The organism is Allobaculum sp. Allo2, from assembly GCF_022701175.1.
GTDB lineage: Bacteria > Bacillota_I > Bacilli_A > Erysipelotrichales > Erysipelotrichaceae > Allobaculum > Allobaculum fili.
Genome location: NZ_CP078088.1, coordinates 1,738,566 through 1,756,018 on the forward strand (window position 1 = coordinate 1,738,566; position 17,453 = coordinate 1,756,018).

A 17,453-nucleotide genomic window follows, 5' to 3' on the forward strand; every position below is an offset into this window, starting at 1 on the left:
CATGCCGAACATGCAGATGAACAAGCATCCGATGCCCGTTCAGGAACCGGATATCCGTATTACCAACGTCGAAGAAGTCGCTTTAGGCTATACGCCGGAAACGGCAATCGAAGAAGCCAAGCGCTGCCTCAACTGCAAGCACAAGCCCTGCATCGGCGGCTGCCCGGTCAATATTCATATTCCGGACTTTATCGCGAAAGTTGCCGAAGGCGATTTTGAAGGCGCTTATCGCATCATTTCGCTGACCAGCTCGCTGCCGGCCATCTGCGGCCGTGTCTGCCCGCAGGAGTCGCAGTGCGAATCCAAATGCGTACGCGGCATTAAAGGCGAACCGGTGGCCATCGGCCGCCTCGAGCGCTTTGTTGCCGACTATATGCGCGAAAAAGGCGAAGGCAAGCCGGAAAAACCGCAGCCAAACGGTCATAAAGTTGCAGTGGTCGGTGCCGGTCCAGCCGGACTTTCCGCAGCCGGCGATCTGGCCGGCATGGGCTATGAAGTTACCGTATTTGAAGCCCTGCATACGCCGGGCGGCGTACTCATGTACGGGATTCCGGAATTCCGTCTGCCCAAAGCCATCGTTCAGCACGAAATTTCCAAGCTGAAAGATCTCGGCGTTGAATTTGTGACCAACTTCGTAGTCGGCCGCTCCGAAACGATCGAAGAGCTGATGAACGAAGGCTATGAAGCCGTCTTTGTCGGCTCCGGCGCCGGTCTGCCTAACTTCATGAATCTGCCCGGTGAAGAGCTCAAGGGCGTATTCTCCGCCAATGAATTTCTGACCCGCTTCAATTTAATGAAAGCGTACCGTGAAGATTCGCCGACCCCGATCCAGCATCCGAAAAAGACGGTCGTTGTCGGCGGCGGAAACGTCGCCATGGATGCGGCGCGCTGCGCAAGACGTCTTGGCAGCGAGGTGTACATCGTCTACCGCCGTTCGCTCGAAGAACTGCCGGCCCGTAAGGAAGAAGTTGAACACGCCATGGAAGAGGGAATCATCTTCAAACTGCTCAACAACCCAGTTGCCGTCCACGGCGATGAAAACGGCTGCGTGAATGCGGTGGAATGCATCGAAATGGAACTCGGCGAACCGGACGCTTCCGGAAGAAGACGCCCGATTGCCAAAGAAGGAAGCAGCTTCATGATCGATGCCGACTGCATGATCATGGCGATCGGTACTTCGCCAAACCCGCTGATCCGCTCGACGACCGAAGGTCTGGAAACCAACCGCAAGGGCTGTCTGATCGTTGACGAAAACGAAATGACGACCCGCGAAGGCATTTACGCCGGCGGGGATGCCGTTACGGGTGCCGCTACGGTTATTTCCGCGATGGGTGCCGGCAAGAAAGCCGCCGCAGCCATCGACAAGGCGCTGCTCAAAGACGCCTGAGTTTTCCCGATTCTGCTTTAAACGATTCAAACTGCAGGCAGAAGGCCTGTCCGGATTTTTGCGGACAGACGCTTCTGTCTGTTTTCACGTTTTCTTCCCGATTCTTTTGTATCTTTTGTCGCAGCACAAATACGGGTGCATGATTTTTACTGATCCAGTCTTGCTTTACTGAACGGATGAACCGGTTTGGTATTAAACCCGTTTTCTGCCTTGTGAAAGAGACGAAAAAGCGCAGGAGAAACGAATCGCCTTTGTCTATCGGCAATTCAAATATTTGCCAATCAAATTCATGCAGGCAGGATGCAAAGTTGACAAGGGGCAGGAATTCTTTAAAATAAAACCGAAATTCAATCACAAAGGAGCCATAACCGACATGATCAGTTCGAACGATTTAAAACCAGGACAGACAATTCGCGTTGGAGATGATATCTTCGTAGTTCTGGACACCCTTCAGAATAAGACAGCCCGTTCTGCAATGGTTGTCAAAGCCAAAGTCCGCAACCTGCGTACAGGAAGCAACGTAGAGCTTTCCTGGGGCGGCGGTGAAAAAGTAGAGCCTGCCATGATCGACAAGCGCGAAATGCAGTACCTGTACGATACAGACGATGCCATGGTTTTCATGGATAACGAAACTTACGAACAGATTGAGATCCCGACAGTTCGCCTGGAATGGGAACGCAAATTTGTTAAGCCAAACGATAACGTAAACGTAACCAGCTACGAAGGCGAAATCATCGGTGTTTCTCTTCCGGACAAAGCAACTCTCCAGGTTGTTGAATGTGAACCAGCTGTAAAAGGCGATACCACCAGTGCTGCGCAGAAAAATGCAAAACTGGAAACCGGCCTTGAGCTGAAAGTTCCTCTGTTCATCAACGAAGGCGAAATGATCGTTGTTTCGACTGCAGACGGAAAATATTCCGGACGCGCGAAAAACTAGTCTTCTTCAAGCCGCATACCGCGGCTTTTCTTTTGGTTTTTGCCTTTATTTAAAGGCTTGTTTTAATTATTTTGCTATGAATTTGTTATAATGAAAACCGTGCTTAAGGAGGAAATGAATGACCAGACTGTCCCGTAAAGACCGTTACCAGGATCTGCGTCAGACGATCAGCGACCAGAATGGCGAAGCGAAAACTTCCGCGCCAAGTGCGCAAAAAATGAAAAGACCGTTCGCCTGGCCGCACCGGATGTCAAAAGCGAAAGCCGTGCCAAAGCGGCTCCGGTAAACAGTCGTGCACAATCGACAAACCCTGTTCTTGAAGATCTGCTTGGAGAAGTAAAACAGTACAACCTCTCCAACGGCGATCTTGTCAGTGACGATACACAAATGCAGATTCTGCATACCATTAACAGCGACCGAAACCCCGAAGCGGATAAGCGAAACCGTCATCTTGAAGAGATGGAAACCGCCGCTCCAGGTTCCACGACGCTCAATCTCTACAGCTCCGATCTCATGGATCTGGCTGCCAGAAGCAAGAGCCAGAAAGAAGAAGCGGCCCAAAAGCAGCCGCCCAGGAAGATCAAGAGCCAGTAGAGCGCGAAATTGAAGTGGATTTAAGCGTACTCGAGTCCGCTTCAAAAAGCATTCTGCCCGCGATGACTTCTTCGCAAAACCCGAATCCGAACCAGAAGAGGAAACGACAGAAGCATTCGAAGAAGAATACGAAGAGAAGCCTAAAAGCCGGCGCAAAAGAAAACCGTTCTTTAAGTCCCGCAGAAAATCCAGAGACGATGAAGACGAATATGTCGAAATCGATGAGGAAGAAGAGGTGCCTGGCGCCTTTGATGACGACGCTCTCGTCGAAGAGGATGTCATTATCGCCGCCCCTGCAAAACGCTCCGAATTTTCCTACGACGATCAGGATCGCCTCTTTGATGAAGACTATAACGATCTCGATGCAGAAGACGAAGTCGAAGAAAAGCGTCCGACACACCGCAAAAACACGCCCGCAAAGCCAGAGCAAAAAGCCGGAACTGCATACGCAGGATGAAGAAGACGAAAGTGAAGAATATTCCCGTCCTCGCGCTTCCGTTTACGATCAGGAAGATCAGCCTGTTTCCAAAGGCGCAGCCATTTTCATGATCGTCTGTGTCATCCTTCTCGTCATTCTGATTATTCTTACGATTTTCTGGATGTCCAAACTCGGTATTTTCTAGATTTTAAAGGAGGAGATCCAGACGTAAAAGCGTTCTGGATTGAATAGCTGATGCAAAAATTCAATGTGGCCCTCGATGGGCCAAGCGGAGCCGGCAAATCCTCTGTTGCCGATGAAATCGCCCGGATCTATGATCTGATCCATCTCGATACCGGAGCCATGTACCGGGCTCTGGCCTGGAAGCTGCACGCGATGCAGATGGAGCCGAAAAGCTCGAAAGAACTCGAAGACGCGCTTAGTTCCATCGATCTGAAAGTGAATCCGGCCGATCAGAGCATTTCCGTCAACGGTGAAAATGTCTCCCAGATCATACGTACGCCCGAAGTCAGCCGTCTGGCATCGATTTATTCCGCACTGCCGGAAGTTCGAATACGGCTGGTGGCCCTGCAGCAGGAAATCGCCCGTTCCAAAGGCTATATTCTGGACGGACGCGACATCTGCGATGTCGTGCTGCCCGATGCGGACGTCAAAATCTATCTGGACGCTGCGCCGGAAGCCCGTGCAAAGCGGCGTATGCTTCAAAATGAAGAAAAGGGAATTGAAGAGCCGTACGAAGAGGTGCTGGCGGCCATCATCGAGCGCGACGCGCGCGATAAAAACCGCAAGGAAGCCCCGCTTCGCGTTTCCAAAGACGCGCGTGTTCTTGATTCCAGCAGCCTGAATTTCCAGGAAACCGTAGACGTTGTCTGCGAATGGATTAATCAGGCACTCTCTGCGCAAAAGCAGAGGCTCACGCATAATGAATGCATAAAGTCTGCGAGGCAGACAGAAAGAAGTGTTTTTATGATGAAAGGTACAGTGGCTGTAGTCGGCCGGCCAAACGTCGGCAAGTCTACCGTCTTCAACCGCATCATCGGCGAGCGCAAGTCGATTGTCGATGATACGCCGGGCGTTACCCGTGACCGCATTTATGGACAGACGGAGTGGCTGACACAGCCGTTTTATTTAATTGATACCGGCGGGATCCAGCTGGAAGATCAGGCGTTTGCGGATGAGATCGGCATGCAGGTCGATATCGCGATTGAAGAAGCAGATGTCATTCTGTTTCTGGTCAACGCCATCGAAGGCGTTACCGATGACGATATCGCCATTGCCCGCAAGCTGCAGAAATCGAAGAAACCGGTTGTTTTAGCGGTAAATAAAGCCGATAATGAAAACCTGCGCATGTCGATTTACGATTTCTATACGCTCGGTCTTTCCGATCCGATTCCCATGTCCGCTGAACATGGAACCGGAGTTGCCGAAGTCCTCGATGAAATTGTAAAATACCTGCCGGATAAAAACTGAAAGTCTACGACGGCATGACGACCTTCTGTGTCATCGGCCGTCCAAACGTCGGCAAAAGCTCGCTCGTCAACGCGATTCTCAAAGAAGACCGCGCCATCGTCTCCAATGTGGAAGGCACAACGCGCGATGCCGTCGATACGCCGTTTCGCTACGAGGGCCGCGACTATGTCATTATCGACACCGCAGGCATGCGCAAGCGCGGAAAAGTCTGGGAGAACATCGAGAAGTATTCCGTTCTCCGTGCCGTTTCCGCGATTGAGCGCGCCGATGTCGTCCTGTTTCTGATTGACGGAGAAAAAGGAATCCGCGATCAGGATAAGCACGTCGCCGGACTGGCCCATGATGAAGGAAAAGGCGTCATCATCGTCTACAACAAGTGGGATACCGTAGAAAAAGACGAAAGAACGATGAACGAAATCTCGAAAAAGATCCGCGAAGAGTTCAAGTATCTTTCCTACGCGCCGATTGCGTTTGTCTCCGCGAAAACCGGAGCCCGCGTCAATACGCTGCTCCCGCTGATCGATCAGGTCCATGATGCCTGCACGATGCGCGTTCCGACTAACGTACTGAACGACGTTATTATGGACGCCCAGATGATGAACCCGCCAAAACCGCATAACGGCAAGCAGCTGCGGATTTACTACGCTTCGCAGGTTTCTGTATCGCCTCCGACGATTCTGATATTCGTCAACGAACCGGAACTGTTCCATTTCTCGTACAAGAGATACCTGGAAAACAAGCTCCGTGAGGCTTTCGGATTTATCGGAACCCCGATTCGAATTCACGCAAGGAAGAGATAAAAATGAAAACTGTTGTGATTGGCAGCGGAAGCTGGGGCACAGCGCTGGCTCAGGTTCTCTGTGACAACCATCAGCCTGTCGAACTGATCGGCGTCGACGATGCCGAAATTCAGGACATTAACCAAAACCATAAAAACTCGAAATACTTCAGGGACGTCGATCTCAATCCGGCCCTTCACGCCACAAAGGACTGGAACGTTTTAAACGACGCGGACGTCGTCCTCTTTGCGGTACCGACTGCAGCCATTGAATCGGTTGCTTCAAAAGCCGCAGAGCATGTAACGAAACCCGTCATTGCGGTCAATGTTTCCAAGGGCTTCAACCCGGGAAGCGATGAGCGCATGAGCCAGGTCATCCGGCGCGTCATGCCGGCGGACCGTCTTTCCTCGGTCGTTTCTCTGATTGGACCTTCCCACGCGGAAGAAGTCATTGAGCGTCAGCTGACCAGCATTGATGCGGTCAGCCTGAAGGAAGACGACGCGAAAGCCGTTCAGCTGCTGTTTTCCAACCAGTATCTGCGTATTTATACTGGCGACGATGAAATCGGCAGCGAACTTGGCGCCGCCGTTAAAAACGTCATGGCGATCGCCTCGGGCATCATTGCCGGTCTCGGGTACAAGGACAATACCCGTGCAGCGCTCATTACCCGCGGCCTGCAGGAAATGATCCGCTTTGGCACGCGCTTTGGCGGCCGTCCAGAAACGTTTGTTGGTCTGACCGGCATCGGCGATCTGATCGTTACCTGTTCCTCTATCAATTCCCGCAACTTCCAGGCCGGTCTTCAGATCGGCAAAGAAAATGACGTCACACATTTTCTTCAGACGAACAAGAAAACGACCGAAGGCATTCGTACTGCAAAAGTCGTTCATGATATCGCCGCAGAAACCGGAATTGACATGCCGATCTGCGAAGAGGTCTACCAGATCCTTTTCGAAGGCAAGGAACCGAAAAACTGTGCCTGTGATCTTATGCTTAGAGATTTAAAGAAGGAGTTTTAATTCATGCCTAAGTACGTAAACAAGGATTCTCTTACAGACAGCCTTTCTTCTGCATTCAACCTGAAGAAAAAGACTCTGCGGAGATCGTGAACCTGCTTTTTGAAGAAATGTCGGAGGCTCTGATTTCCGAAGGAACCGTTGAAATTACCGGCTTTGGAAAATTCGTTATTTTTGATCGCAAGAAACGAATGGGCATCAACCCAGTTACGAAAGAACGTATGGAAATCCCAGCGACCAAACTTCCTAAATTCAAACCCAGTCAGACACTGAAAAATCGCTGCAACAACCGGGAGGACTAATCCCGGTTTTTCTTTGTCTGCGCAAGCCTGTATGGTAAATGTAAATTTTCTTTGAATGGGCGACCCATCGGTGAAAAAGTGTTAAAGGATGATAATATCAACCAACTAGTATAATAAGAAGTGGAAAAACATCATAGAACACCATCAGAAGGCGATTTGGAAAGAAATTTTTGACCGTTAGATACGAACGTATCTGCCCCGATCCGTTTACGTATCGAGGCAAAAAATTTCGGTATTTAGATCGCCTGCTGGAAAAGAGGAATATTTATCATGCATTCTATCGTTTTGGCCGGAGGCTGTTTCTGGGGCGTAGAAGCCTTCTTTCGCCAGTTTCGCCCGCTGCACACGCAAGTCGGGTATGTAAACGGTCCTGGAGAACATCCAATCTACCGGGATGTCTGCGAGGGAAGCGGACATACCGAAGGCATTCGCATTGAATACCCGGACTGTATTGAGCTGCCTCAGATTCTGGCTTCCTATTTTTCCATTGTCGATCCGGTCAGTCTGAACCGGCAGGGAAACGATATCGGCATCAACTACCGTACCGGCATTTATACGAACGATCCAAAGGAAGCGGCAATCGCGAAGGGCATGCTGGAAGACTTGCAGAGGCATTATTCCAAACCCATTCAGATTGAGGTAGAACTGCTCAATAACTTCTGCCCGGCAGAAGAGGAACACCAGAATTATCTCGGTCGCAATCCCGGCGGCTATTGCCATATTCCTAGATCGCTTTTGCATGGATGCAGACTGTTTACCATGCGCGAGCTTCGCGAGGAATATCCATCGCTGGCAAAAACGATGCCTGCACCAGAGGAAGATGAAATTTTCTAAACAGCCTGACCAGATTTAGATTTTATGCGAAGAAAAAGCGGATCTGCACAAGAAGGAAATGCCTTCAACGCAGATCGCGCTTTTTACTTTATCCAGGGAATACAGCCGGCTTGCCGCTTAAGAAGAAAGCTTGCCGATAAATTCCTGTACGCGGGTTTTGGATGAAGAGAACAGCTCTTCGGGCGTTCCTTCTTCGAGAATCACGCCGTGTTCCAGAAAAATGATGCGATCGGAAACTTCTCTGGCAAAGCCAAGTTCGTGGGTGACAATGACCATTGTGATGTGTTCGCTGGCCAGCTGTTTTAAAACTTTCAGCACTTCGCCAGTCAGCTCCGGGTCCAGTGCGGAAGTCGGTTCATCCAGAAAGAGAATTTCCGGCTTCATCGCCAGAGCACGGGCAACGCCTACGCGCTGCTGCTGCCCGCCGGAAAGCTGGCAGGGATAGGCATCGGCTTTATCGGCCAGACCAAACTGCGCCAGCAGATCCAGAGCCGTCTGTTTCGCCTGGTCTTTTGGCGCCTTGAGCACGCGCGTCTGGGGATCCGTAATGTTCTTTAAGACGGTGTAATGCGGGAACAGATTGAAGTTCTGAAAGACGAGTCCGAAATACCGGTGGAGCCTTGCCAGCGTCTTTTTATCGACATACTGGGAAGGTCCGTTTTCTGTGCCCTGAGCTTTGCAGACGGGATCGCTGCCGTAATAAAGGGAACCGTGGTCCATCGTCTCTAACAGCGTGGAGCAGCGAAGCAGGGTGGATTTGCCGGATCCGGACGGTCCGATAATCGAGACGATTTCGCCGGGCATGACCTGAAGCGAAACGTCCTTGAGCACTTCGTTTTCGCCAAACGATTTGGAAAGATGCGAAATTTTCAGTACGGGCATCGAGGCGTTTTCATTCGAATTCATAAAAGCGCTCCTTTCTATACCCGGTAATAGGCGTAATGCTTTTCAATCCGCTCACAGACAAAGCTGACGATCAGGTTGAACACGTAGTAGTACAGACCGGCAATCATCAGCGGCATAATCGTCGCCTGCGCTGCGGCAAGCTGTTTGGCCATTGTAAACATTTCCGCTACCGCAATGACGAAGGCCAGAGACGTATCCTTAACGAGCGTGATGATTTCGTTGGTAATCGCCGGCATGACCTGCTTGATCAGCTGCGGCAGCAGGATATGAAAGAACGTCTGGGTTCTCGAATAGCCAAGGACTTTCGCGGCTTCTTCCTGGCCTTTGGGAAGGGCCTGCAGACCGCTTCGATAAATTTCCGCAAAGTAGGCAGCGTAATTGATCGAGAACGCGATAATGACGGCAATAAAGCGATAGTCCGCGCCGACTTTCATACGGAACAGATAGTACGGGCCAAAATATACGACGATCAGCTGCAGCATCAGCGGGTGCCGCGCATAATGGAAATGTAGATGCGGGTAATTGTACTTATAATTTTGTTTTTGGACATTCGGCCAAAAGCCACAATCATGCCAAGCGGCAAGGAAAAGATCAGGGTCAGCGCGAAGATTTCAATGGTGACCAGAAGGCTTTTGCCGATTTCCAGAAATGTATACCAGTCCATCGCAAAGCCTTATTTCTTATAATCCTCAATGACAAGGAAGTCCGTCAGACCGTATTTCTCGGCAATTTCCTGAACCTTGCCTTCGTCATACAGCGTGTAGACATCGGCCTGTACTGTGTCACGCAGATCGGTATTTCCTTTCAGGAAGCCGATGGCGTACACTTCGGAAGCCAGCGGCTCATCCAGCTTGCGGAATGCACCGTCTCCACGGTTGGCGATCTGGTAATCCGCGACGCCGACATCGAGGGCAACCGCGTCAATTCCTCCGGCTTCAAGATCCATGAAGGCGGTGTTGTAGTCGCCGTACTGCGTCAGGTTGGCGAAGGAACTTGCCAGATCGGCGTTATCTTCGCTTTCCAAAGCCGCAAGCGCGGAAGAGTCTTTCTGTACGCCGACGTTTTTGCCGGCCAGATCGGCCGCGCTTTGAATATCGGAGTCTGCCGGTACGACGAATACTTGCGAGTTATCAATATACGGATCGCTGAAGGTGTAATCGTCTTCACGTCCGTCCATGGTGAAGCCGTTCCAGATGCAGTCGATCGTGCCGTTGGAAAGTTCCATATCCTTGGAATCCCAGTCAATCGGCTGTTTTACGAGCGTCCAGCCTTCCATTTCAGCGACCGCTTCGGCCAGTTCCAGATCAAATCCGGTGTATTCGCCGTTCTCGTCTTTATAGCCGTATGGCGGGAATTCGGCGTCGAAGCCTACCGTAAACGTTTTCGCCGAAGCGTCGCTTCCGCTCTGGCTGGAAGCTTTTGCGCTCTCACCAGCATTCGAATTGCCGGAGCAGCCGGCAAGCAGGGAACCGGCGACCAGAGCCGATAAAAGCAGGTTGGTTTTTTCATAATTTTTCTCCTGTCCTAATGAAAAGGAACAGGCTGTGCAAAGGGACAAATGTCCGAAGATTTTGACAGGCTGTTCACAATATTTGAAAGTTTATCACACTTGAAAACGACAATCCCGCGTCTTTCCAGAAACTGTAAATGTTTTCAGGATTATGACGGAAACGCAATCAAAATGCAATGCGTGTCCAGAAGTACGCCTGCCCACGATAACAAACTTCTTCTCGTTCTCCATATCTCTTGCCCAAAGGGGACGGATTTTTTAAGGAAGAATCTCCCTGTCCAAAACCGTTCTCTCTGCGCCAGAGTGAGGCGGATTATCGAGCCCGCTTTGCTGATCCGGCAAAATACAGACATCTGGATTTTCAGAGATCGATTGTGAAATTCGATTTCAAGCGTAAATTCTGACATCGATCATTGGGCAGGCATCGTTTGGTTTTATCATCCGAAAAGTATAATGGTATTGCCGATTAGGAAGGGCTGATGCCGATGAAATATATGACGGTACAGAAGGCATCAAGAAAATGGGACATCTCCGATCGCCGCGTGCGCTATCTCTGTTCCAATGGCCGAATCCGCGGAATTCTGCAGCAGGGAAGGCGCTATCTGATTCCGGAAAACGCAGAAAAGCCTAAAGATGAGAGGGTAAGCCGCAATAAAGCGGCTAAAGAGCGTAAATACAACGACTTTACCCGGCTCGATCTGCTCAAGAAGCTGGTTAAGGAACTTCCGCAGGAAGATCCTCTGACCCAGGCGGTCGGCAGGAAAAACTTTATTTGTGAATTTGCCAGTTCCATCTGCGCCCAGCAGGGAGCGGATCTCAGTTTTGAACAGGCTTCGCATATGGTCGACGGTCAGGTCGAACCAGTTTTTCCCTTGCCGAACATCTCGACGTTCGAGGCGTTCACGATGCCTGGATTTATTTGTTCAGCTGTCTGAAGGAAAAGAAAACGCTCAGCCAGAACATGATTCGCGCGGTCCATTCGCTGGCCGATCTCAATCATTCCTTTTCGCGCGGAAAGTATCGGAAAGTGCATGTCCGCATCTGTGCGGGTGCCGATCGTTCCATATCCCTCGATCTGATCGAACCCAAACTCAGTGAACTGCTCAATCTGAACTCGCGCTGGAAAAAGGAAATGCATCCTATTGAACGGGCTACGCGCTTTTATCTCGAGTTTCTGGCGATTCATCCCTTTGAAAATGCCGACAAAAGTGTTGCGCAGCTGCTTCTCTGCTACGATCTGATGCAAAACGGCTATCCGCCTTTGGTCTTCATACAGGAGGATCTGGACGAATGGCAGCAGGCCGTAGAAGAATACGAAAGCGACCGCAATGCTAAGCGGATGGTTCGTCTGGTCCGCCGCAAGATGGAAGAGAAGATGGAAGCCGTTCTTGCCGCAAACCGGGCCAAACGAAAACGCAAGGCGGCCCGAAGAAAAAGATTGCCCAGACGCTGCAGAGGCAGCTGCCGTCCTTTGAACAGACGGAAAGTCTGCGCTCCTGATGCATATGCAGCAGTAAAACCGGAAGAAATAAGAATCCACAGATACGGATGCTTTTGTCTTCTGGTTTTGTTTCTTAACGAATCCTGAATCCTCTATTAAGCTTCTTTACAGCCGTCTTTTGAAATGTTGATCCGTGCTATAGTACAAATATCGAAAATCCTGTGTTCCTTTCGTCTGAACTGGACTGAACGTGAACCGGATTCCTTATGGAGGAAACAGAATGGGAATTCTCAGATGGGGAATTGACGCAGCCGCTTCAGCGTATGCGGATCAGCCCAAAGAAGTATTATTTGCGGAAGGATTAAACAACGATGTCCTGGCCGTTCCCGCAACGGCAAAAGGAAAAAAGGCACGCCAAACGTCTTAACTGACGGCTCCGTCTTTAACGTTGGAATCAACCAGGCCGCACTGCTCATTGAAAATGGTCAGGTTCATGATTTCGTCATTGCGGACGATGAAAAAATGACCGGTCAGTATATTTACGATACGTCCCGTGAGCCGTCCTTATTAAACGGCGGAACCCGCGAATGGAAAAATGTCTGGAATCTGGTGAAGAGCCGTTTCCAGTACGGCGGCCAGTCTCCAAACCGCATGCAGCTGGTGTATATCAACCTGAAGGAAATCACCGAAAACCCGGTTGGTGTCGGCAAAGTACCCTTTATCGATACATATCTCGGTACACGTCTTCTTTTAGGCGTTCATGGCTACTATACATTCCGGATTTCCAACCCGGCAGCGTTCTATGAAAATCTGCTGATGGATCCGTCGAAAAATACCGTAAGGAAGAAATTACTGAACAGCTGCGCGTGGAAATGATGCCGAAAATTTCCGGTGCGCTGACCCGCATTGCGCCTGCCTGCGTAAATGGCTATCAGGATATTTACGTTCACGATACCGATCTTGCCAACGCGCTCAACGAAGCGCTCGGTCAGGAATGGCTCGACAAACGCGGCATTGAACTCGTGAAAGTCGCTCTGAACCCGGAAGTTGCCCCAGCAGATCTGGAACGCGTCATGCAGCTGGAAAATGCGCGCACGCTCTCCAACTCCCAGATGGCGTTCGGTTCCATGGTCAATGCGCAGAACAATGCGATGCAAAACGCTGCAGCCAATGCCAATGGGGCAGTAAACGGCTTTATGGGAATGAATATGGCCGGTGGCAATTCGCAGACCGCCTCGCTCCTTGCCCAGAAAATGGAACAGGAAAAGGCAGCGCAGGAAGCAGCAGCCAAAGCAGCGGCTGCGCCTGCACCGAGCAGTGATAGCCAGACCTGGGTTTGCGCGAACTGCGGCGAAACCGCAACTGGCCGATTCTGCGCAAACTGCGGGACGTCAAAACCTGAAGTGAAATTCTGCCCGAACTGCGGAGCGAAAACGACTCCAGGTTCCAAATTCTGCACCAACTGCGGAACGAAACTCAGTTAAGCGTCCAATCGCCTGGTTCATCACATTCAAAACCGAAACGAAAGGCTCAGTCCCGTACAGGAGGCTGAGCCTTGTCTCGTTATGGGTATTAGAAAGAGGAGTCTTCTTCACACCAAAGCAGATCAGTTCCCAAACAATATTGTTTTTAACACTTAGAAGCCGTACATAATGTTCTTAGATTCATGCTCCCAAGGAGGTCATGTGATGGATGAATTGATTAAAGACGTCGTGATAAGGATATTGGAAAACAACCGTGAACTGGGATCCTTGTCTGGCGATTTCGCTAAAGGAAAGAGGTTAGCCTATTACGAGATTTTAGATTTAATTAATAGCAGATTAGAGATCCTCGGGAATAATCCTTCTTCTTTTGGCATTAAAGACGATCCGTTCAAATTGATCAATTTAAATTAGCACATGCAGGCGAGTCGCCTGCTCCGAAAGAACAGACAATGAAAACCGGCTTATTAATCCGGAGTGTTTCTGGATGTTTTAAAGCGTCAAGGGCTTGAAAAAGCGGTTCGATAATCGAAGGATCGGTGAAATCACAGGACTGACTCAACAATCTGGACATGGCCTCTTCCTGCTCTGATTTGTCCTTCTTCTTTTGAGCATGCTGGCAAGCATTTTCAACATCAGCCGGCTCGCCAGAGACATCTTTGAATAATTCAGACCGCCTGGAAAATAGAAAACACGCTCCGGGGCAGTATTCAGTGCTTTTCCAGCTTCATCGAGCGCCAGGAGCGTATCCGGAAAAGGAGAAGAAGCGGCTCCGGTTACAAAAAGAAAGACGGGCTGATCTGGATTATTTTTTCGGATTTTGGCAAAGTCGGCAAGGGCATGAAGGTTTCCCGCCTGCATCCAGGTCCCAAAGATCAGTACGTCAAAAGTCGACAAATCCATAGTTCGGCTTTTGGAGAGCGGGAAGCATTCGCCATCAATCCGGCTTGCAATCCATTGGGCGTACCGCTCTGTAAAGCCGGTCTGGGAATGGCAGAGGACAGCTGTTTTCATCCTTATTCTCCTTTGTCTGCGGAAAGTCGGGTTTCCGGCAGTTTGTCTTTTGTTTTCTGCGCGCTTTTCTTCGATTTTTGCAGGAACAGGGGACTCTTCATCAGGTGCTTTCATTGCGGCTTTTTCCAGAAGATCTGCCCCGTTTAACAGGCTGAGAAGCATTTCAAAAAGCGCGAGCGTCTGATCCTCATTCAAGCCGGTGAACAGTTCGCCAAGCTGCTCGCGATACGGAGCGAAAGCTCCGTCAAAACAGGCATCCGCTTTATCAGTCAGAAGAATCATTAAAGCGCGCGGCCGATCCGGGTTTGTTTCTATATGGACGAAGCCCTTCTTTTCTAAAGAAAGCGCGAGCTTTTAACATTCTGCCTTGAACAGCCGAGCATCTTGCCGCATTCTCCCAGGCTGAGCGGCTGCTCAAGGTCATGCAAAGTCGACAGCAGCATGAACTGGCGAAGTGTAACCTCCGGAATACCTGCATCAAAGAGATTCTGGATCCGATTTGTCAGCATGAACAGAAGATTGAAGATGGCTCTTTGCGCAAGTTCCGGATTTTGAGAGGACTTCTCGATTCGATCTTTGAGTTCCATGAGATTTCTGTACCTTTCCTTCCTGTAAAAATGCTCGACTTCCTGTATTGAATTAGAAAAGCTGGCTTTTAACCCGCTATATGTAACTGGTTACCTATTATATACCATCCCATCGTTCTGCTCTCCATCTTTTTTCGGGTAATATTTTCAGTGGCGAAAAATTTCAGAAAAAGGCCCGAAATCCATATAAGATTTCAGGCTGTAGGATATGCAGTGATCTTGTGCGTGCGGATCAGCCGAGTTTCTTACGGCGAAGCGTTTTCGAATTCAGAATGACTGCGTCTTCAAAATGGTCATAAATTGCATCTCTATGTAGATCAGTGAGTCTGCGTCTGGCTGTCGGATTTTCTGGGTCTTCGATGTTGATTTTATAAGTCAATACCGTATAGCTGTCCTGAGGAATTTCCCAGAAGGAAACGCAGTAGTATGGCTCGCTGCCCTCCTCTTCTTGCCAGAACGAAAGGGAGGAGCGGATTTTGGTCTGCTTTCCGGATTTCAGCAGGACGTCCAGTTCTACAGTTCGGATGGCTTCCCAATACGTTTCAACGATAAATCGGTTTATAGTTCCTTCATTTGCCGGGGTCTCCGATTCGATCTTGGAATTGTTTTTCGCATCGATCAGTTCGTTTCTGAATTGGGTCATATGGGAAATAAAAATTCGGTCATACACATTTAAGGATCCTATTTCCGGACTTTTCTCAGGAATGACGGATTGCTCATCGATTTTAAGAGATACATCAAGCACAGTGAATTTTTTACACCACGGATCCATCTTCTGGTCTTTATCACTTGTCTGATAAAGCAGCGATCCCTGGCCGAGCTCAAAATATTCAAGCTGATATCTTCGAAATGTTAAATAGGCCATTGATCCCGCATCGTCCTGCAGATTCACGTAACAGCCGCCCTTCGAAACGCGTTTTCCAAGCCATTGCAGTCGAGGCTTTATTTCCTTTATATAGCTTCGTACCCGATCGAGAACAGGAAGAAAATCCTGAACTTTACGATCGTAAAGCCATTCATTAAAAAGATTTACGCCTAGGACACAATCAAACTGCATCAGATCGCATTCTCCTTCACTTATCATCGTAATCTTTCGAAAGGATTTTTCCCTGGAAACAAGCCGTTCAAAAGGGATAGCCGATGAGGAAGTATCGAGTACATAAATGGGCGATTGAGGAAATCTCTTCACAGCAGCCCCGGCATAAAGCAGCGCCTCTGGTCCCCATACGAGAATGGACTGTCCATTGACCGATGGCATATGTTTCATAAGCAGATTCAAATTTAAGATCAGACGCATAAAGCGCAAATATGAGGATTCCGACTGCCAGTTTCTCCTTTTCAGAACAAAACTGTCCAGATGAATTTCGCCAAAATGCGCATATCCATTTTGATCACATGTGTAATCTTTCATTACATCCGCAAGACCAAGGCGGTCAGCATAAGCGATAACGGATGGATTCTCATCCCGAATTTTTGGAACGATAGAGCTCCAGGAGGGTAATTTCGCACTTTTCTTTTTCTTTTGGAAGACTTTGCGGAAGACTTTTTCTTTTGACTCATATGGACTCCTCGTATAAATCCTGATCAGTTTCAGCAATTTCCCTTACTTGACGAACTTCGAGGTGCGTTAACATCTTGAACAGGTCAGGATACTTTTCATTTGATAAACGATCCGCGTTCTGAACCTGGACCAGCCTTTACTTTCTATAAAAAACTGGTAAGGCCCTGAAAACTCTATTCTTTCTGAGATACAGACGGTAAGGAGTTCGGCAGAACGGGCTTTCAAATCCATAGTTTAACAGACAAAAAGCTGAAAAGAGTGAATGGGCTGATTCGCTTTTCAGCTTTTGGCGTATCCGAATCGATTTATAAAGCCGGCAGCTCTGGAGCAGTGGAAATATCCGCGTCAATTGAAATTTCTGTCTCAGCGGCCCGTACAAACACGAGCTGCGGTCCAAGTTCTTCAATTTCCTCAGCGGTGATAGTATCAAAGTCAATATCCGCCATTCGATGAATCCGGACAATATAGGCGCCCTGTGCGTATTTGAGCAGACCGACATTGATTCCTGAGGTATACACAATTTTTCCTTTTACATCTTTTGGTCTTGCTGTGGCTACAATCGGGGCATCCACAATGCCTTTGTACTTTCGAAACCATTCCACAATTCCGGGATGGCGGGAAACAATCACTTTGGAAGAATCAAAAGGAAGTCGAATGTAATAAATCGCCCGCTCATCGCTGGGAAGATCGCTGTCATACGGCTTTTTGTACTGACAGGCAATCCGGCCTGTGAGAACCTCAATTTCAAAATCTTCTTCAAATGCGGCCTGTGCATGTTCATAACCGACTTGCTGCAGCCGCATAAATCGTAAAGCACTTTTCGGAATTGTTTTCATTGTTCCATTCTCCTTTGATCTCGATCAGCCTGCGATGTCTGAAAGGACTTGCGTCTTCAAAAATCGGGTAGCAGACATGTCGAATTATATATGGAGGATTGGAGGTCTTTCGATCCGTGCCGGAATGTACACAAAACAGGGCAATTTTGTACAGACGAATGGAAGGTCTACAGGCGTTCCGGCGAATCAGGATGACTGCTTCTCTTTCCATTCATGATCGAAATCTGCGCAAATCCATTGGATGACGCCCTCGTAACCCGCCTGGAGGAAGGGGATCCCCTGTTCGCTTGTCACGAAAGAACGCCGCAGACAAACGGAATTCCGTTTGTTCTGCGGCGTTACTCTTAGAAATACTGGGT

25 protein-coding genes and 2 pseudogenes are annotated in these 17,453 nt (G+C 49.3%); 18 read left to right on the forward strand and 9 right to left on the reverse strand.

Annotated features, from left to right (window positions below; genetic code table 11):
• Position 1: 1 nt before the first annotated feature.
• Positions 2-1,387, forward strand: a complete 1,386-nt coding sequence (gene gltA / locus KWG61_RS09705; protein WP_230267023.1) for an NADPH-dependent glutamate synthase — start codon at positions 2-4, stop codon at positions 1,385-1,387.
• Here the strand turns inward: gltA and KWG61_RS09710 are convergent.
• Positions 1,374-1,742, reverse strand: a complete 369-nt coding sequence (locus KWG61_RS09710) for a hypothetical protein (protein WP_242743583.1) — start codon at positions 1,740-1,742, stop codon at positions 1,374-1,376. The genes gltA and KWG61_RS09710 overlap by 14 nt on opposite strands.
• Before the next feature lie 18 nt (positions 1,743-1,760).
• Here KWG61_RS09710 and efp point away from each other — a divergent pair, with 18 nt between their 5' ends.
• From efp to msrA, 10 genes and pseudogenes are all read left to right on the forward strand, one after another.
• Entirely contained in the window at positions 1,761-2,324 is a 564-nt protein-coding gene (gene efp / locus KWG61_RS09715) for an elongation factor P (RefSeq protein WP_230267024.1), read from the forward strand.
• A 118-nt stretch (positions 2,325-2,442) separates the two neighbouring features.
• Positions 2,443-2,610, forward strand: a complete 168-nt coding sequence (locus KWG61_RS09720; protein ID WP_242743584.1) for a hypothetical protein — start codon at positions 2,443-2,445, stop codon at positions 2,608-2,610.
• 101 nt (positions 2,611-2,711) lie between these two features.
• Positions 2,712-2,918 (forward strand): hypothetical protein, encoded by a 207-nt coding sequence (locus tag KWG61_RS09725; protein ID WP_242743585.1) that lies wholly within the window; start codon positions 2,712-2,714, stop codon positions 2,916-2,918.
• Positions 2,919-3,153: 235 nt separating this feature from the next.
• Positions 3,154-3,375: a hypothetical protein gene (locus KWG61_RS09730; protein ID WP_242743586.1), complete on the forward strand. Its 222-nt coding sequence runs from the start codon at positions 3,154-3,156 to the stop codon at positions 3,373-3,375.
• On the forward strand, positions 3,281-3,541 hold the full coding sequence (locus KWG61_RS09735; RefSeq protein ID WP_242743587.1) for a hypothetical protein: 261 nt from the start codon (positions 3,281-3,283) through the stop codon (positions 3,539-3,541). Before KWG61_RS09730 ends, KWG61_RS09735 begins: the two co-directional genes overlap by 95 nt.
• A gap of 50 nt (positions 3,542-3,591) precedes the next feature.
• A pseudogene (cmk, locus tag KWG61_RS09740) lies at positions 3,592-4,230 on the forward strand ((d)CMP kinase); the annotation flags it as partial.
• A gap of 93 nt (positions 4,231-4,323) precedes the next feature.
• Positions 4,324-5,627, forward strand: a pseudogene (gene der / locus KWG61_RS09745) (ribosome biogenesis GTPase Der).
• Between the two features lie 2 nt (positions 5,628-5,629).
• Positions 5,630-6,625 (forward strand): NAD(P)H-dependent glycerol-3-phosphate dehydrogenase, encoded by a 996-nt coding sequence (locus KWG61_RS09750; protein ID WP_230267028.1) that lies wholly within the window; start codon positions 5,630-5,632, stop codon positions 6,623-6,625.
• An 86-nt stretch (positions 6,626-6,711) separates the two neighbouring features.
• Positions 6,712-6,924 carry an HU family DNA-binding protein gene (locus tag KWG61_RS09755; RefSeq protein ID WP_242743588.1) on the forward strand — a complete coding sequence of 71 codons (213 nt, stop codon included), beginning with the start codon at positions 6,712-6,714 and terminating at the stop codon, positions 6,922-6,924.
• 270 nt (positions 6,925-7,194) lie between these two features.
• The gene (gene msrA / locus KWG61_RS09760; protein WP_242743589.1) at positions 7,195-7,758 is read left to right on the forward strand and encodes a peptide-methionine (S)-S-oxide reductase MsrA; all 564 of its coding nucleotides are present in this window, start codon (positions 7,195-7,197) and stop codon (positions 7,756-7,758) included.
• Positions 7,759-7,875: 117 nt separating this feature from the next.
• Here the strand turns inward: msrA and KWG61_RS09765 are convergent, their stop codons facing one another.
• The 4 genes from KWG61_RS09765 to KWG61_RS09780 are packed head-to-tail and all read right to left on the reverse strand — an operon-like array spanning position 7,876 to position 10,222.
• On the reverse strand, positions 7,876-8,664 hold the full coding sequence (locus KWG61_RS09765) for an amino acid ABC transporter ATP-binding protein (RefSeq protein WP_304504422.1): 789 nt from the start codon (positions 8,662-8,664) through the stop codon (positions 7,876-7,878).
• A 14-nt stretch (positions 8,665-8,678) separates the two neighbouring features.
• Positions 8,679-9,146, reverse strand: a complete 468-nt coding sequence (locus KWG61_RS09770; RefSeq protein WP_242743590.1) for an amino acid ABC transporter permease — start codon at positions 9,144-9,146, stop codon at positions 8,679-8,681.
• A complete protein-coding gene (locus KWG61_RS09775) occupies positions 9,146-9,328 on the reverse strand; it encodes a hypothetical protein (RefSeq protein ID WP_242743591.1) in 183 nt (60 codons plus the stop codon). The genes KWG61_RS09770 and KWG61_RS09775 overlap by 1 nt, the downstream gene beginning before the upstream one ends.
• A gap of 9 nt (positions 9,329-9,337) precedes the next feature.
• Entirely contained in the window at positions 9,338-10,222 is an 885-nt protein-coding gene (locus tag KWG61_RS09780; RefSeq protein ID WP_242743592.1) for an amino acid ABC transporter substrate-binding protein, read from the reverse strand.
• Between the two features lie 437 nt (positions 10,223-10,659).
• Here KWG61_RS09780 and KWG61_RS09785 point away from each other — a divergent pair, with 437 nt between their 5' ends.
• From KWG61_RS09785 to KWG61_RS09810, 6 genes are all read left to right on the forward strand, one after another.
• The gene (locus KWG61_RS09785) at positions 10,660-11,109 is read left to right on the forward strand and encodes a helix-turn-helix domain-containing protein (RefSeq protein WP_242743593.1); all 450 of its coding nucleotides are present in this window, start codon (positions 10,660-10,662) and stop codon (positions 11,107-11,109) included.
• Positions 11,094-11,762 (forward strand): Fic family protein, encoded by a 669-nt coding sequence (locus KWG61_RS09790; RefSeq protein WP_242743594.1) that lies wholly within the window; start codon positions 11,094-11,096, stop codon positions 11,760-11,762. The genes KWG61_RS09785 and KWG61_RS09790 overlap by 16 nt, the downstream gene beginning before the upstream one ends.
• Before the next feature lie 133 nt (positions 11,763-11,895).
• Positions 11,896-12,042 (forward strand): hypothetical protein, encoded by a 147-nt coding sequence (locus tag KWG61_RS09795; protein ID WP_242743595.1) that lies wholly within the window; start codon positions 11,896-11,898, stop codon positions 12,040-12,042.
• 95 nt (positions 12,043-12,137) lie between these two features.
• Positions 12,138-12,491, forward strand: coding sequence for a hypothetical protein (locus KWG61_RS09800; protein WP_242743596.1), 354 nt, complete (start codon positions 12,138-12,140; stop codon positions 12,489-12,491).
• Positions 12,488-13,099, forward strand: coding sequence for a zinc-ribbon domain-containing protein (locus KWG61_RS09805; RefSeq protein ID WP_242743597.1), 612 nt, complete (start codon positions 12,488-12,490; stop codon positions 13,097-13,099). Before KWG61_RS09800 ends, KWG61_RS09805 begins: the two co-directional genes overlap by 4 nt.
• 204 nt (positions 13,100-13,303) lie before the next feature.
• Positions 13,304-13,510 carry a hypothetical protein gene (locus KWG61_RS09810; protein ID WP_230267035.1) on the forward strand — a complete coding sequence of 69 codons (207 nt, stop codon included), beginning with the start codon at positions 13,304-13,306 and terminating at the stop codon, positions 13,508-13,510.
• 144 nt (positions 13,511-13,654) lie between these two features.
• Here the strand turns inward: KWG61_RS09810 and KWG61_RS09815 are convergent, their stop codons facing one another.
• From KWG61_RS09815 to KWG61_RS09825, 3 genes are all read right to left on the reverse strand, one after another.
• Positions 13,655-14,392: a flavodoxin domain-containing protein gene (locus KWG61_RS09815; protein WP_242743598.1), complete on the reverse strand. Its 738-nt coding sequence runs from the start codon at positions 14,390-14,392 to the stop codon at positions 13,655-13,657.
• A 53-nt stretch (positions 14,393-14,445) separates the two neighbouring features.
• On the reverse strand, positions 14,446-14,697 hold the full coding sequence (locus KWG61_RS09820) for a hypothetical protein (protein WP_242743599.1): 252 nt from the start codon (positions 14,695-14,697) through the stop codon (positions 14,446-14,448).
• Between the two features lie 232 nt (positions 14,698-14,929).
• On the reverse strand, positions 14,930-15,367 hold the full coding sequence (locus KWG61_RS09825) for a hypothetical protein (protein WP_242743600.1): 438 nt from the start codon (positions 15,365-15,367) through the stop codon (positions 14,930-14,932).
• A 119-nt stretch (positions 15,368-15,486) separates the two neighbouring features.
• Between KWG61_RS09825 and KWG61_RS09830 the strand changes: the two genes are divergently transcribed.
• Positions 15,487-15,720, forward strand: coding sequence for a hypothetical protein (locus KWG61_RS09830; protein WP_230267039.1), 234 nt, complete (start codon positions 15,487-15,489; stop codon positions 15,718-15,720).
• Between the two features lie 843 nt (positions 15,721-16,563).
• Here the strand turns inward: KWG61_RS09830 and KWG61_RS09835 are convergent.
• Positions 16,564-17,094 (reverse strand): hypothetical protein, encoded by a 531-nt coding sequence (locus tag KWG61_RS09835; protein ID WP_230267040.1) that lies wholly within the window; start codon positions 17,092-17,094, stop codon positions 16,564-16,566.
• Positions 17,095-17,453: the final 359 nt, after the last annotated feature.